General features: G+C 70.4%; 12 protein-coding genes and 1 pseudogene. 5 read left to right on the plus strand and 8 right to left on the minus strand.

The genetic code is table 11. The features are described from left to right. The 3 genes and pseudogenes from QR77_RS48095 to QR77_RS01980 all read right to left on the minus strand — a co-directional run. Window positions 1–234, minus strand: a pseudogene (locus QR77_RS48095) (hypothetical protein); the annotation flags it as partial. 88 nt (window positions 235–322) lie between these two features. Next, a complete protein-coding gene (locus QR77_RS01975) occupies window positions 323–742 on the minus strand; it encodes an ATP-binding protein (RefSeq protein ID WP_052488459.1) in 420 nt (139 codons plus the stop codon). A gap of 126 nt (window positions 743–868) precedes the next feature. Beyond that, window positions 869–1,444, minus strand: coding sequence for a DinB family protein (locus QR77_RS01980; RefSeq protein ID WP_052488460.1), 576 nt, complete (start codon window positions 1,442–1,444; stop codon window positions 869–871). Between the two features lie 380 nt (window positions 1,445–1,824). On the opposite strand from QR77_RS01980, the gene QR77_RS01985 reads away from it, so the two are divergent. The 5 genes from QR77_RS01985 (at window position 1,825) to QR77_RS02005 (ending at window position 7,844) form a co-directional block, all read left to right on the plus strand. Beyond that, entirely contained in the window at window positions 1,825–4,023 is a 2,199-nt protein-coding gene (locus QR77_RS01985; RefSeq protein ID WP_078876436.1) for a discoidin domain-containing protein, read from the plus strand. A 173-nt stretch (window positions 4,024–4,196) separates the two neighbouring features. Beyond that, window positions 4,197–4,682, plus strand: coding sequence for an NUDIX domain-containing protein (locus tag QR77_RS01990; RefSeq protein ID WP_040019371.1), 486 nt, complete (start codon window positions 4,197–4,199; stop codon window positions 4,680–4,682). Between the two features lie 53 nt (window positions 4,683–4,735). Continuing rightward, window positions 4,736–5,662: a glycoside hydrolase family 75 protein gene (locus QR77_RS01995; RefSeq protein ID WP_052488461.1), complete on the plus strand. Its 927-nt coding sequence runs from the start codon at window positions 4,736–4,738 to the stop codon at window positions 5,660–5,662. 551 nt (window positions 5,663–6,213) lie between these two features. Further along, the gene (locus QR77_RS02000; RefSeq protein WP_040019372.1) at window positions 6,214–6,540 is read left to right on the plus strand and encodes a YciI family protein; all 327 of its coding nucleotides are present in this window, start codon (window positions 6,214–6,216) and stop codon (window positions 6,538–6,540) included. A gap of 56 nt (window positions 6,541–6,596) precedes the next feature. Continuing rightward, complete coding sequence (locus tag QR77_RS02005) at window positions 6,597–7,844, plus strand: RNA polymerase sigma factor (RefSeq protein ID WP_236710490.1); 1,248 nt, start codon at window positions 6,597–6,599, stop codon at window positions 7,842–7,844. A 68-nt stretch (window positions 7,845–7,912) separates the two neighbouring features. Here QR77_RS02005 and QR77_RS02010 read toward each other — a convergent pair whose 3' ends face one another. The 5 genes from QR77_RS02010 to QR77_RS02030 are packed head-to-tail and all read right to left on the minus strand — an operon-like array spanning window position 7,913 to window position 14,409. Next, on the minus strand, window positions 7,913–9,400 hold the full coding sequence (locus QR77_RS02010) for a hypothetical protein (protein ID WP_040019374.1): 1,488 nt from the start codon (window positions 9,398–9,400) through the stop codon (window positions 7,913–7,915). Continuing rightward, window positions 9,400–10,362, minus strand: a complete 963-nt coding sequence (locus tag QR77_RS02015) for a substrate-binding domain-containing protein (RefSeq protein ID WP_236710491.1) — start codon at window positions 10,360–10,362, stop codon at window positions 9,400–9,402. The genes QR77_RS02010 and QR77_RS02015 overlap by 1 nt, the downstream gene beginning before the upstream one ends. A gap of 2 nt (window positions 10,363–10,364) precedes the next feature. Next, window positions 10,365–11,468, minus strand: coding sequence for an ABC transporter permease (locus tag QR77_RS02020; protein ID WP_078876437.1), 1,104 nt, complete (start codon window positions 11,466–11,468; stop codon window positions 10,365–10,367). Then, window positions 11,465–13,009 carry a sugar ABC transporter ATP-binding protein gene (locus QR77_RS02025; RefSeq protein WP_052488462.1) on the minus strand — a complete coding sequence of 515 codons (1,545 nt, stop codon included), beginning with the start codon at window positions 13,007–13,009 and terminating at the stop codon, window positions 11,465–11,467. The genes QR77_RS02020 and QR77_RS02025 overlap by 4 nt, the downstream gene beginning before the upstream one ends. Beyond that, window positions 13,006–14,409, minus strand: a complete 1,404-nt coding sequence (locus QR77_RS02030; protein WP_040019377.1) for an aldehyde dehydrogenase family protein — start codon at window positions 14,407–14,409, stop codon at window positions 13,006–13,008. The genes QR77_RS02025 and QR77_RS02030 overlap by 4 nt, the downstream gene beginning before the upstream one ends. Between the last annotated feature and the right edge of the window lie 558 nt (window positions 14,410–14,967).

The raw sequence follows: 14,967 nt of genomic DNA on the forward strand, positions 1-14,967 counted from the left end.
CAGCCGGCCCACCAGCGCCTGGAGCGCGGCCACTTCGTCGGCGGGCGCCGCGTCCGTCCCCTCGTCCCACACCTGCGCGACGAGCTGCCCGGTGCTCACGGGGCGCCCGCCCGCGGCGGCGAGGGCGGTCAGCAGCGCCCGCAGCCGGCCTCCGCTGAGCGGCACCTCCGTGCCGTCGGGGCGGCTGGCCTGGACGGCGCCGAGTACGCGATAGCGGTAGGTCACGCGCCCCATTGTCCCTGCCGGGACGGGCGCCCACGCGCCCCGGCCGACGTACGGACACGCGGCGGGAGCGCCGACGTCAGCAGGCCAGGACCCGGCGTCAGCAGGCCAGGACCGCCTGGACCGTCTTGCCCGTGCCCGGCCCCGTAAGCACCGAGAACCGCCGCGAGAGACCCCGTACCATCGCGATCCCCCTGCCCCCCTCGGCCAGCGGGTCGGCGGGCATGACGCGCGCCGGCGGGTGTTCGGGGCTGGTGTCGTGGACCTCCACGGTGACCCGCCCGTGATCCACGCCCAGGCGCAGCCTGCACCGGCCGCCGCCGTGCCGGGTGGCGTTGGTGACCAGTTCGGATACGACGAGAATCGCGTCGTCCGCCTGTTCGGCCGGCACCCTTTCGCCGCACCCGTGGTCGAGATAGGCCGTGGTGAGGTATCTCGCCCAGCGCGCCGAGGTGTCCGACCCCGGCAGGATGTACGTGGCGCGCCCGGCACCGCGACTCGCGTGACCGTGTCCGCGCATCTGAACCACTCTCCTTGTGAGGCACCGGCGCCTGCCCCGGTCCGGGGCGTTCTTCCTGGTCCTCGGTGAGCGACCGGTCCCTCAGTCCGGGTGCCCGGACACCGTGATCGGCAATCACACGCCACGTCATGGGTATTGACAGGAGTGCCCGCGCCGTGGTGGTCGGGCACGCGGCCGGTGGCGGTACAGGTCACGGAGGAGGCCGATCTCCGCGCCGTGGTGGGTGCTCTCGTCAAGGGCGCGGAGCAGCAGTCCCCCGTACGTGTGTACGGACAGCTCGGCGGCGAACGGACCCGCGGAGCCCGCCAGCGCCTCGTCGTCGAGCTTCGACATCTGGTCGCGGAACCGGGTGAACTGCGCGTCGAGGGCCGCGACGGCCTCCGCCGCCGTACCGGGCCACACGGCGGCGGCGCCGGGCCACTCAAAGATCTCGACGCGCTCGAAGGCCGTGGTGACATAGACGTGCAGGCACTCCACCGCGATGTGCCACATACGCCACGCGATGGTCGTGAACGGCGCGGGGGCGGGATCCGGCTCGATCTTCTCGGCCCGGAACACACCGTCGGCGCCGGGCCGCACCGACCAGCCGCCGGGGACCGGCTCCCACAGGTACTCGTCGTCGGTCAGCCCTTCGAGACGTACGAAGAGCCGCGCACGAACATCGTCGTACGCGTCCAGGAGAGCTCCGCCATTCGACCACATGCGGTCACTCTAAACGGCGGACGCCGCCCGGGACGCCGGGGCAGGACGACCCGCACGGATCAACTCCCTTACGGGGGAAGGCTCGTGGAGTCGGCCAACCCGGCGCGACGGACAGCCGCCGGAGGCATCAGCCGTCAGGCTCTGAAACAAAACCCTGGCGATACACCGCACAAATCATGACAACGGCCGTGGGCTGTCGATGATGTGTTGTCCGCACGGAACAGTTCACGGTCAGCACGGACACAACTCTTGACGTGTCCGTAACACAGGGGAACTATCTCGGTACCGCAGAGAGCGCTCTCCGGATTCTCTCCGGCTCTCTCCGCCGCCGTTCCACGGCACCCCCTTGCCCGTGTTCCAGGACCTCAGGAGACATGCCCATGCACGCTCCTCATCTCGCCTCACCGCCGTTCCGGAGATCCACGCCCGGACGCCGGCGTGGACTGGCCGCCACCCTCGCGGCCACTCTGATCGCCTCCCTCCTGCTCCTCATCCCCGCCACCACGGCGAACGCCGCTCCCACCCTGCTCTCGCAGGGGAAGCCGGTGACCGCCTCCAGCCAGGAGAACGGTGGCACCCCCGCCACCGGCGCCGTCGACGGCGACAACGGCACCCGCTGGTCCAGCGCCGCATCGGACCCGCAGTGGATCCAGGTCGACCTCGGCTCCACGGCCGCGATCAGCCAGGTCGTGCTGCGCTGGGAGACCGCGTACGCCAAGGCGTACAAGATCGAGCTGTCGACCAACGGCACCTCGTGGACGTCGGCGTACTCCACCACCACGGGCCCCGGCGGCAACGAGACGCTCAACATCTCGGGCAACGCCCGTTACGTGCGCCTGACCGGCACCACCCGGGCCACCCAGTACGGATACTCGCTCTTCGAGTTCCAGGTGTACGGCGGTACGGACGGCGGCGGCACGGATCCCGGCGGACCGATCCAGGGCGGCGGCGACCTCGGTCCCAACGTCAAGGTCTTCGACCCGTCGACGCCCAACATCCAGGGCACGCTGGACCAGATCTTCGCCCAGCAGGAGAAGGCCCAGTTCGGCACCGGGCGCTACGAGCTGCTCTTCAAGCCGGGCACGTACAACAACATCAACGCGCAGCTCGGTTTCTACACCTCGATCGCGGGTCTCGGGCTCAAGCCCGACGACGTCAACATCAACGGTGATGTGACCGTGGACGCGGGCTGGTTCCAGGGCAACGCGACCCAGAACTTCTGGCGCTCCGCCGAGAACATGGCCCTGACCCCGGTCAACGGCACCGACCGCTGGGCGGTCGCGCAGGCGGCGCCGTTCCGCCGTATGCACGTCAAGGGCGGGCTCAACCTCGCGCCCAACGGGTACGGCTGGGCGAGCGGCGGCTACATCGCCGACAGCAAGATCGACGGTACGGTCTCGCCGTACTCCCAGCAGCAGTGGTACACCCGCGACAGCTCCATCGGCGGCTGGGGCAACGGCGTGTGGAACATGGCGTTCTCCGGGGTCGAGGGCGCTCCGGCCCAGACCTTCCCGAACCCGCCGTACACCACGCTGAACAACACGCCCGTCTCGCGGGAGAAGCCGTTCCTGTACCTGGACGGCAACGCCTACAAGGTGTTCGTGCCCGCCAAGCGCACCAACGCGCGCGGCGTCTCGTGGAACGGCACCCCGCAGGGTCAGTCGCTGCCGCTCGACCAGTTCTACGTGGTCAAGCCGGGAGCGAGTGCGGCGACGATCAACGCGGCACTGGCCCAGGGCCTCAACCTGATCTTCACCCCGGGCATCTACCACGTCGACCAGACGATCAATGTGACCAGGGCGAACACCGTGGTCCTCGGTCTGGGATACGCCACGATCATCCCGGACAACGGCGTCAACGCCATGAAGGTCGCTGACGTCGACGGTGTGAAGCTCGCCGGGTTCCTGATCGACGCGGGCACCGTCAACTCGCAGGTGCTGCTCCAGGTCGGACCGCAGGGTTCGGCGGCGAGCCACGCCGCCAACCCGACCACGGTCCAGGACGTCTTCGTACGGATCGGCGGCGCCGGTCCCGCCAAGGCCACCACCAGCATGGAGATCAACAGCAACGACACGATCATCGACCACACCTGGATCTGGAGAGCCGACCACGGGGCCGGGGCGGGCTGGGAGAGCAACCGCGCCGACTACGGGCTCCAGGTGAACGGTGACAACGTGCTGGCCACCGGCCTGTTCGTCGAACACTTCAACAAGTACGACGTGCGGTGGAGCGGCGAGAACGGCAAGACGATCTTCTTCCAGAACGAGAAGGCGTACGACGCCCCCAACCAGGCGGCCATCCAGAACGGCAGCGTCCAGGGCTTCGCCGCTTACAAGGTCGACGACTCGGTGACCACCCATGAGGGATGGGCGCTCGGCAGCTACTGCAACTACACCGCCGATCCGAACATCCGTCAGGACCATGGATTCGAGGCACCGGTCAAATCCGGTGTGAAGTTCCATGACCTGCTGGTCGTGTCACTCGGCGGGATGGGCCAGTACAACCATGTGATCAACAGCACCGGTGCCGGTACGTCGGGCACCTCGACGGTTCCGTCGAACGTGGTCTCCTTCCCCTGACCGGAGAACAGCGCGTGAACGCGTGAGTACCTGAGCGCACGCAGGGCCCGGCCTCCTCGTGAGGCCGGGCCCCGCAGTGCTTTCGGGGGCCTGAAGGGGCCTCGGGCGGCCCCCGGCCCCGGACGGCGCAACAACGCGGGCGACGCCCCTGGCGCTCGAACAGACTTGACGGTATGTCGGGTAAGCGAAGCGCGGGGCTCCTGCTCCACCGGGTCAGGGACACCGGTGTCGAGGTGCTCGTCGGGCACATGGGCGGGCCGTTCTGGGCCGGTCGCGACGCCGCCGCCTGGTCGATCCCCAAGGGTGAGTACGGCTCCGACGAAGGGCCGGCGGCCGCCGCCCGCCGCGAATTCCAGGAGGAGCTGGGCCTGCCGGCGCCCGAGGGGCCGTGGATTCCGCTCGGCGATTCCCGTCAGCGCGGCGGCAAGACCGTCACGGTCTGGACCGTCGAGGGCGACCTCGACCCGGCGGCCGCCGTGCCGGGGACCTTCCGGATGGAGTGGCCGCGGGGTTCGGGTGACCTCGTCGAATTCCCCGAGGTGGACAGGGTCGCCTGGTTCTCCCCCGCGGACGCCGCCTGGCGGCTGGTGGCGGGTCAGCGGATCTTCCTCGACCGGCTGACGGAGCACATATCCGGCCCCCGCCGCCCGCCCCGATAAGGCCGCTCAGGCCAAGCCGTCCCGGCACGCCGTCCAGGAAAGGGATCCATCCAGTGAACCGCACCCACGTATTCGCCGCTGCCGTCGGCACGGTACTGCTGGCCGCTGTCGCTCTTCCCGTCACGGCGCTGACCGCCTCGGCGGAGCCGACCCCCGCCGCGCCCGCCAAGGAGGGCACGCCCGGGCCGGCGAACGGTGCGGAGCGTGGCGGCGAGGACGGCGGCGGGAAGAGAACCGGCAAGGAGAAACCGGGCAGGAAGAAACCCGGCGCGAAGAAACCCGGCAGGAAAAGATCCGGAGGGGAGCACTCCGGTGGGCACCGGTCCTCCGGCGGATCGGCCGGGAAGCGGGACCGGGCGGTCAGGAAGAAGGTGCCGGCCCGTCAGGAGGGTTCGGTGGCCGCCGCTGAGCTGCTCGCGAAGGCCGGGGGCCAGGGCTGTGACCCGGTCTCGAAGGGCCTGTACAGCGTGGACGAGGGCGTCGCCGCCGCCGTCCCGGTCTGCGGCGCCGACGGCGCCGTGTTCTGGAAGGCCGACCTGGACATCGACTGCGACGGCCAGGCCACCGCGCGCTGCAACCCGACGACGGACGACTCGTTCCAGAGCATGACCGCCTTCTCGCAGTCCGACGGCAAGCCGCTGAACGCCGAGAAACTGCCGTACATCGTCGTGCCGGGCGCCGGCGAGAACTGGGACTACCGGTCCTCGAACATCAAGGGCGGCGGGGTCGCCGCCGTGATCCACGGCGACAGTGTGCAGTACGCCGTCGTGGGCGACACCGGACCCGCGGGGATCATCGGCGAGGCGTCGTACGCGACCGCCGAGGGCCTGGGCATCCCCTCCAACCCCGACCTCGGCGGCGCCGCGTCGGGAGTGACGTACATCCTCTTCAAGGGCAGCGAGGTCTCCCCCATCGAGAGCCATGGCGAAGCGATTCTGCTCGGGGACAAGCTGGCCAGGAAGTTCGTCGGGAAGAAGTGACGGAGCGGGCCGGACGGGCCGGGCCGGACGGGCCGGGCCCGGGGCCGGGCTCGGCCGGGCTCGTACACTGTGTGCGGACATTCCCCGGCCCGCCGATTCACCAGGTGCGCACGGCCGGGCGCTCCCGCATCCACCCCGACCGGACGGAGTCCGTTCACCGTGCCCGAAATCGAAGCCAAATCGAAGCCGAGGCGGAAGCCATGGACTCGCTCGGCACCTCCCCCGCGCTCGGAGCCCTGCCCGCGTTCCTGAGTCAACGGGCCTGACGTGCCGGTACGGCTGTTTCGCCCGAGCCCGGCCGGGCAAGGGGCGACCCCGCCGGCAAAGGGGGGGAGTGCCGGCGGGGCCGTGAGCCCGAACGGCCGGGGGGAGGCCGCGAACTCGGGTCGCAGGTTCGTGTGCCCCCTGCGGCCCGACCTATGCGGACCGGATGCCGGCCAATTTTTTTTCCACTGTTTTCCGCCGGTCCTGTCGATCCGGCCCTGTGCCGTGCGTCGTACGGATGAGAACGATGGAGACCGGTTCACAGAACCACGCCTCAGGAGGAAAAAATGAAGTATCTGCTGCTGATCTGCACGGACGGCCCCATCGAGGCGGGTCCCGGAGAACTCGACGCGACGCCCTGGGCCGAGGAGATGGACGGCAAGGGCGTACGGCTGACGGGCTCCCGCGTACGGGAAGCCGAGGACGCCACGACCGTACGCGTACGGGACGGCTCGCTGCTCCTGACCGACGGGCCGTTCGCCGAGACGAAGGAACAGATGGCCGGCTTCGACATCGTCGAGTGCGCCGATCTCGACGCGGCGATCGAGGTCGCGTCCAAGCACCCCATGGCCCGCTTCGGAATGATCGAGGTGCGACCGTTCTGGACCGACTGACCGCCGGTACGGGCGCGGGCCGGGGCGACAGCGCCACGCACGAGGCCCTGGCCGCCGTGTACGCGGACGAGTGGGGCCGGATCGTCGCGTCCCTGATCAGGTACACCGGTGACTGGGACCTGGCCGAGGACTGCGCGCAGGAGGCGTTCGCGCGGGCCCTGGAGCACTGGCCGCACGAGGGGGTGCCGCGGCGGCCGGGCGCGTGGCTGACCACCACCGCCCGCCGCCGGGCGCTGGACCGGCTGCGCCGGGCGAAGACCGAGGCCGAGGTTCTGCGGAAGGTGGCGGCGATGCCGGAGCCCGTCCACTCCCCCGGGCCCGCCGACGCCGGGGGGCCCGGGGGTGACGCCGGCGTACCGGACGACCGGCTGCTGCTGATCTTCACCTGCTGCCATCCGGCGCTGCCGCCCGAGGCGCGGGTGGCGCTCACCCTCCGGACGCTCGCCGGGCTCACCACCGGGGAGATCGCCCGCGCCTTCCTGGTGTCCGAACCGGCCATGGCGCAGCGGCTGGTGCGTGCGAAGAACAAGATCCGCCATGCGGGCATCCCGTTCCGGGTGCCGTCGGCCGCCGCGCTGCCCGGCCGGACGGCCTCGGTCCTCGCCGTGCTGTACCTGCTCTTCAACGAGGGCTACTCGGCGTCGGGCGGCGCCGATCCGGTACGGCGGGAGCTGACGGCCGAGGCGATCCGGCTGGCGCGGGTGGTGAGCGGGCTGCTGCCGGACGACGCCGAGGTGCGGGGCCTGCTGGCGCTGATGCTGCTGCACGACGCACGGCGCCCGGCGCGGGTGGGGGCCGACGGGGTCGTCGTACCGCTGGAGGAGCAGGACCGTACGGCGTGGGACCGGGACGTGATCGCCGAGGGCCTGTCCGTGCTCGACGACGCGCTGCTCGCGCGGCGGCCGGGTCCGTACCAGGTACAGGCGGCGGTCGCCGCCTGCCACGCGACCGCCGCCCGGGCCGCCGACACCGACTGGCCGCAGATCGCGCTGCTGTACCGCGAGTTGGCGCGGATGACACCCGGCCCCGTGGTGGAGCTGAACCGCGCCGTGGCGGTGGCGATGGCCGAGGGTCCCGCCGCCGGGCTGGCGCTGGTGGACGCGCTGATCCGGGAGGGCGAGCTGACGGGCTACTTCCCGCTGGCCGCGACCCGGGCCGATCTGCTGCGCCGCCTCGGCCGGTGGGATCGGGCGGCGGAGGCTTACCGCGAGGCGCTCGCGCTCGTGCCGACCGACGCGGAGCGCCGGTATCTCGAGCGGCGGCTCGCTGAGCTGGAACTGGGCCGTCCGCCCGGACGCGGCTGAGGCGTTCGGGCGGACGGGCGGACAGTGAGAGGGGCTGGAGCTTTTCCCTGCCTTCCCTGCCCTTCCCGCTACTTCTTCGTCTTCGGCACGAACAGCTTGATGTCCGTCAGGCTCGCGTCGCCCTCGTAGACATTGGTGTAAAGGTCCCCGATGACAAAGGAGTCGGGGTACGCCGAGCCCTTGGGCCACTGGTCGGGCCAGGTGGCGCTGCCGTTGTTGTCGTTCTGGACGAGTGTGTTGTTGAAACGGCCGTCGTACTCGCTCGCCTTGACGTTGTAGTGCCAGATCGGCACGTTGTCGACGACGAAGTTGCGGTGGAAACGCAGCGTCTTCTGCCCGACGCGGGCGAAGTTGCCGCTGGCCTCCAGCGTGTAGCCGGTGGAGTCACGCTCGATGGCGAACGTGTAGTCCTGGTTCGGCATCAGCTCGGGCTGTAGCTCGGCCGCCGACGAGAGCTGCTGCTCGGCCGCACCGCCGGAGCAACTGGTCATGAACCACTGCGAGTTACCGGCGAGGCCGCCCTTGCCCGGCGTCCAGTTCGGCAGTCCGTTGATCCACATGTTGACCGTGTTGAAGCTGCTGTCGTTGTAGTCGTAGTAGGTGTTGGTGTTCGAGTCGCAGACCCGGCCGCCGCCGCCCGCCGCAGCCCGGTCGGGATGTACGTAGAAGCCGTCCATCAGGACCTTGCGGCGGTAGTGCCAGAAGTGGTTGTTGCGCGGCGCGGGATTCGTGAAGTCGACGATCGACAGGTAGTGGTAGCCGTTGTAGCCGTACGGGCCCTCGCGTACGTCCTGCCACTCGCAGTACGGAGCCGAGGCGTCGCCCTCCCACCCGGGGCTGTTGGAGCCCTCGCCCCACGGGTGCTGGGTCTTGCAGCCGTCCTTGGTGTACCCGTTGATCTTGTTGTCGTAGTCGATGGTGCCGTTGCGCTTGCCGCCGAAGTCGATGGTCTTCAGCTTGTACTCGACGCGGTACTGCTCGGGCAGCGCCTGCGTGGGGCGGAAGATGGCGCCGCCGGTGAGGTCGGGCACCTTCAGTTCGGCGACGGTGTCGCCGCCCTCCACACCGTTGGTGATGGAGGGTTCCTTGTCGACCTTGCCGTCCTTGTCGGAGTCACGGCCGGACAGCGAGGCGGTGAGCCAGCCGCCGTCGCCGACCTTGAACTCCTTGCGGTAGGTGGCGAAGGAGTTGAAGGCCGCGTCCCAGTCGTCGCCGTAGTCGTTGTGGTACCACTTGCCGTTGTCGTCCATGATCGTGTCGAACGGCTGGGCGTACGTCTCCTTCGACCAGGCGGCCTTGCCGGGGTCGAGCTTCTTCGAGAAGTCCTCCGAGTGCAGGAGTTTCCACTGCGGGGCCTTCGGAGGCTTCGCCGCCTGGGTACCCCCGGCGGGGCCGGCCGCCTGGGCGCCGCCGGACGCGGACGCGGTGCCCAGGGTGAGCGGCACGGTGAGGGCGCAGCAGACGAGTGCGGCGATCGCGTACTGGCGGGTGCGGTGGGGCCGTGGCGCGCCGCGTGGGCCGGGGGCCGTGCCGGTGCTCGGTGGGGTTCCGGTCATCAGAAATTACCCTTCGGGTCGTAGTATTTCTGCGCGTTCTCCTTGGTGACGCTCGGTGAGGGAACGACCGTGTCCTTCTCGGTCTTCTTGCCGTCGAGGATGTCCACGGTCCTGTCCAGGCCGAGACTGCCGATGACATCGGCGTCATTGAGGCCTGTGACCAGGTAGTTGGTGCCGTCGAGAATGGCCTTGAGGGCTTCGGCCTGCCCGTCGACCCCGGCCAGCACGATCTTGTCCTGCCGGCCCGCGTCCTTGATGGCGCGCTGCGCGCCCAGGCACATGGCGTCGTTCTCGCAGAAGACGGCGTCGATGTCGGAGTGCGAGGCGAGCAGGCTCTCCATCACCTTGAGCCCGCCGTCGGTGCTCCAGTCCCCGTAGTCGGGGGCCTCGACGACCTTGATCCCGGGGGCCTTCGCGAGCGCTGCCTTGACGCCCTTGGTGCGGTCGAGGCCGATGGTGTTGTCGGCGGGGCCGCCCTTGACGACGGCGACCGTGCCGCCCTTGGACAGCCGCTTGACGAGGAACTCGCCGTTCTGCTTGCCGATCGCCTCGTTGTCGGGGCCGATCCAACTGCTGTACGTACCGGTGCGGAACTTGCGGTCGACCAGCACGGCCGGCTTGTCGGCCGCCTTGACGGAGTTGAGTACGGCGGGCGCCGACTCCAGCGGACCGCCGGAGATGATCACCGCGTCGACGTCCTTGCTCAGCAGGTCCTCGACGTTGGAGGCGAGCTTGGCCGCGTCGCCGCCGGCGTCGGTGCTGACGATCTCGACGCCCTTCTTCTTCGCCTCGGCCTTGATGGCCTTGTCCATGCCGATGAAGTAGGGCCCGGTGAGCGTGAAGTTGGCGATGCCCACGGTGTACGAACCGTCGCCCTTGCCGCCGCCACCGCCGCCGGAGGAGCAGCCGGCGAGGACCACGGCGACGGCTCCGGCCACCAGCACACCGGTTGCTTTTTTCATGATCATGACAGCTTTGCCTTTCCGGGAATCTGTTCGCCCGTGACCGGACGCAGCCGGCCGGTGCGCTGGACGAGGATGACCGCGACGATGATGAGACCCTTCAGCACCTGCTGCCAGAAGCTCTGCACGTCGTAGAGGTTGAGCAGGTTGTTGATCAGGGCGAGTACGAGGACGCCGGCGAAGGTGGCCCGTACCGACCCCTTGCCGCCCGCCAGACTGGCTCCGCCGATCACACAGGCGGCTATCGCGTCGAGTTCGAAGGCGGTGCCGACACTGGGCTGGGCGATCCCGACCCGGCTGGCGAGGATCACCCCGGCGAGCCCGGCGCAGGCGCCGCTGATCGCGTACGCCAGCACGATGTGCCGGCGTACGCCGATGCCCGCGAGCCGTACGGTCTCGGCGCTGCCGCCGATCGCCACCAGCGAGCGGCCCGCCGGCGTACGGCTGAGGAAGACCCCGCCGGCCAGGAACACCACCAGCATGATCAGCGTGGTGACCGGAATCGGGCCGAGGGTGGTGGAGCCGAGGCTGAAGAAACCCTCCTTCTCGGGCGCCACCGGCGTCTCCGAGTAGACGAACGCCAGCCCTCTGATGGTGGTGAGCGCCGCCAGCGTCACCACGAAGGGCGCGAGCTGGAAGCGCGCCACCAGCACCCCGTTGACCAGGCCGAAGCCGATGCCGGACGCCACCCCGACCAGCATGGCGAGCGGGACCGGCAGCCCGGCGGAGAGTCCGGCGGCGACGATGCCGGAGAAGGCGACCACGGAGCCGACCGACAGGTCGATGCCGCCGGTCAGGATCACCGTGAGCATGCCGAAGGCCAACAGCCCCGTGGTGACCATCTGCTTGAGCAGGTTGGTGATGTTGCCCTCGGTGAGGAAGGCCTCGGTGGTGGATCCTGCGACGATGACGAAGACGACAAGCAGTGCGGCGAGCCCGGCCTCCAGGGTGATGTCGCGCCCGGCCACGACCAGCCGGGGCAGGCGGCGGCGGGACGGCCCGGGCTCAGCCGCCGCCGCTCCTCCGTCCTTTCCGGCTGCTTCTGCGGGCTCGGCGGGCTCGGCGGGCTCGGCGGGCTCGGCGGGCTCGGTGAGTTGTCCGGTCATGCTGCGTGTCCGATCGCGTGGGCGAGGACGGTGTCCTCGGTCGTACGGTCCGATGGCAGGTCGGCGGTGAGGCGGCCCTCCCGCATCACCAGCACACGGTCGGTGGCGCCCAGCACCTCGGTGAGATCCGAGGAGATCAGCAGCACCGCCATTCCCGCGCGGGCGAGTTCGTCGAGCATCCGGTAGATCTCGGCGCGGGTGGCCATGTCCACGCCCCGGGTCGGCTCGTCGAGGAGCAGCACGCGCGGCGTTGTGAGCAGCCACTTGGCGAGTACGGCCTTCTGCTGGTTGCCGCCGCTCAGCGCGCGGACGGGCAGCGCCGCCGAGTGCGCGGGGCGGATGTCGAGCCGCTCGACCATCTCCGTGACCTCGCGGCGCCGTCTGCCGGTGTCGAGGAACGGGCCTCTGGTCGCCGTGCGCAGCGTGGTGAGGCCGATGTTCTCCGCCGTCGTCAGACCGAGGACGAGGCCGGTGCGCTTGCGGTCCTCGGTGACGAGTGCGAGTCCGGCGGCGATCGCGGCGCGGGGGTTGCGGAAGCGGGTGGCGTCGCCGTCCGGTGTGGTGACGGTCCCGGACCTGGCGGGCTCGGCGCCGAAGACACAGCGCGCCAGCTCGCTGCGGCCCGAGCCGACCAGACCGAACAGTCCGGTGATCTCACCGGCCCGCAGGATGAAGGAGATGTCCTGGAACTCCCCTGCCCTGCCCAGCTCCGAGACGGCGAGCAGCGGTTCGCCCGGCTCCTCGCGACGTCCGGGGTAGAGCTGTCCGGGCCGCCGGCCCGCCATCAGCCGGATGAGTTCGTTCTCGTCGGTGCGGTCCGGGGTGGTCTCGGCGACCACCCGGCCGTCCTTGATCACCACGATGGAGGTGGCCAGTTCGGTGATCTCGGCGAGGCGGTGGGACACGTACACGATGAGCACGCCGCGCTCCTGGAGGCGGCGGATCAGCGCGAACAGCGCCTGGAGGTCGCCGCCGGCGAGGACGGCGGACGGCTCGTCGAGGACCAGGACCTTCGGCTCGCCGCCCTCGGTCACCAGCGCCTTGGCGATCTCCACCATCTGCTGTCTGGCCACGGTGAGCGCGCCCGCCTTGGTGCGCGGGTCGACGGCCCCGTACCCGACGGACTCCAGCAGCTCGCGCGCGGCCGCGTGCGCCGCCCGCCGGTCGATGAGTCCGAAGCGGCGGGGGAAGTGGCCCATGAGGAGGTTCTCGGTGACCGAGAGTTCGGGTACGAGGGTCAGCTCCTGGTGGACGGTGCGGATGCCGTGTTGATGCGCGTCGTGCGGTGAGCGCAGGTCCACCCGCTCGCCGCCGAGCCGCAGTTCGCCCGCGCTCATCCGCTCGGCGCCGGCGAGGATCTTGATCAGGGTGGACTTGCCTGCCCCGTTCGCGCCGACGACGGCGAGCACCTCACCGGCCTTCCCGGTGAGGTCCACACCGTGCAGGACCTCGGTCGAGCCGTACGACTTGCGTACCCCGCGGATCTCCAGGGCCGTGCGGTCCTGGCTTGCCGCGGGGTCCTGCCGGGTCGTGCTGGTCACCCGAAGGCCTCCATCACGACGATGGTCTTCTGCCGGGTGAACTCCAGGGCCGTGTCGTGCAGGCCCTCGGCGGAGCCTCCGGTGTCCCTGGGCCCGCCGAAGGGGAGGTTCTCCGCGCGCAGCGCCGTCGAGCCGTTGATGATCACACCGCCGACGTCGAGGCGGTTCGCCAGGCTGAAGGCGCGCCCGATGTCGCGGGTGAAGACGGCCGCCTGGAGCCCGTACGGGGACTCGTTGGCCATGCGTACGGCGTCGAGCGGGTCGGAGAAGCGGGCGACGGGCGCGACCGGGCCGAAGATCTCCTCGGCGAGCGCCGGGCTGTCGTTCGGTACGTCGACCAGCACGGCCGGGGAGCTGAAGGCGCCCCTGCGCGCGCCGCCGGCCGCCTGGCGCGCGCCGTCCGAGACCAGCGCGGCGACGGCCGCCTCGACCCGCTCGGCCGCCTGCTCGCTGATCAGCGGGCCGACGTCGGTGCCGTCGGCGAGCTGGTCGCCGACGGTGAGCTTGGCGGCGCCGTCGAGCAGCGCGTCCACGAACGCGTCGTGCACGCCGTCCTGGACGTACACCCGCTTGACCGCGCAGCAGATCTGGCCGTTGCCCCTGGCGAGCCTGCCGAGGACGACGGCCTGCGCCGCCTGTTCCACATCGGCGTCGTCGCAGACGATCAGGGCGTCGTTGCCGCCGAGTTCGAGGTGGACCTTCTTCAGGGTGTCGGCGGCGCGGCGGGCGATCTCGCGTCCGGCCACCGTGGATCCGGTGAGGCTGACGGCTGCCACGTCCGGGCTGCTCGCCAGGGCCTGGGAGATGTGCACCCCGCCGGTGAGCAACTGGTGTGCGCCGTCCGGCGCTCCGGCGCGCGCGACCAGTTCGCCTATCCGGATCAGTGCGAGCGGGCAGCGTACGGGCGGGTGTACGAGGACCGCGTTGCCCGCGGCGAGCGCGGCCGCCGCCTTGTGGGCGTACAGCTCGACGGGGTAGTTGAACGGCACGAGGGCGGCGACGGGCCCGAGCGGCTCGCGGACGGTGACGGCGAGGTGGCGCTCCAGGCCCGGTACGGCGCCGAGCGGAATCTGCCGGCCGAACAGCCGGGTCGCCTCCCCGGCGAAGCCACGGAAGATCCGGATCGCCGCTTTCACCTCCTCGACCGTCTGGAAGACCGGCTTGCCGTTCTCCGCGGCGAGCAGCCTGGCCAGGTCCCCGGCCTCGGCTTCGATCAAGTCGGCTATTCGCAGGAGGAGTTGGGCGCGCTCATGGGCGGGCAGTGCCGCCATGGCGCGTTGTCCGCGCTGGGCGGCCGCGACGGCGGCGGTAATTTGGTCGGAAGTGGAATCCTCGATCTCGCCGAGGACCTCGCCGGTTCCTGGATTGTGCACGGACAGCGGTGCGATTCGGGTCGACATGCGTCGCTCTCCCTTTACGGGCCAAGGCAGTTGGCCGTCGGCTCTGCGGAAAGTCCTGCGATGCTGGCGCACCCGCGGCAATTCGTCAACACCTCTAACAAAATGGCCTGGGGGCGATGGCGGAAGATCGTCGACCGTTTTGTCCGGCCTGACAGGCGATCCATAGAAAGCGCGTTCCCCACGCGGCGCGCGTCTTCCCCGCCCGGTGAACGGTGAGTGACGGCTTCCGGTCCGGCACACGAGGGCCCGGCGACGGTTGGACTGCCTCGGTGATCCCTGTGCGGTGATGGGCTTGAAACGTTGAAGCCTCGTTCACGCGCAGGCCACGCCCGGTGTCAACGATCCAGGTGTAGCCAGGGGGCCGTCCCCGGGCTCGCTTGCTGACACGTATCCACCCGGGGAGATCCCACCATGTCACGCATACGCTCCGCAGTCACCGCTGTCGACCGGCGTGCGTTCCTCGCCGCCACAGGGGCGGTCGGGATCTCGGCGGGAATCGGTCTGACACTCGGCGCCGGCACGGGGTCCGGCCAGGCCGCCGCCGCGCAGCCGGGACCC

Source organism: Streptomyces sp. 150FB (assembly GCF_000818195.1).
In the GTDB taxonomy this organism is placed as follows: domain Bacteria; phylum Actinomycetota; class Actinomycetes; order Streptomycetales; family Streptomycetaceae; genus Streptomyces.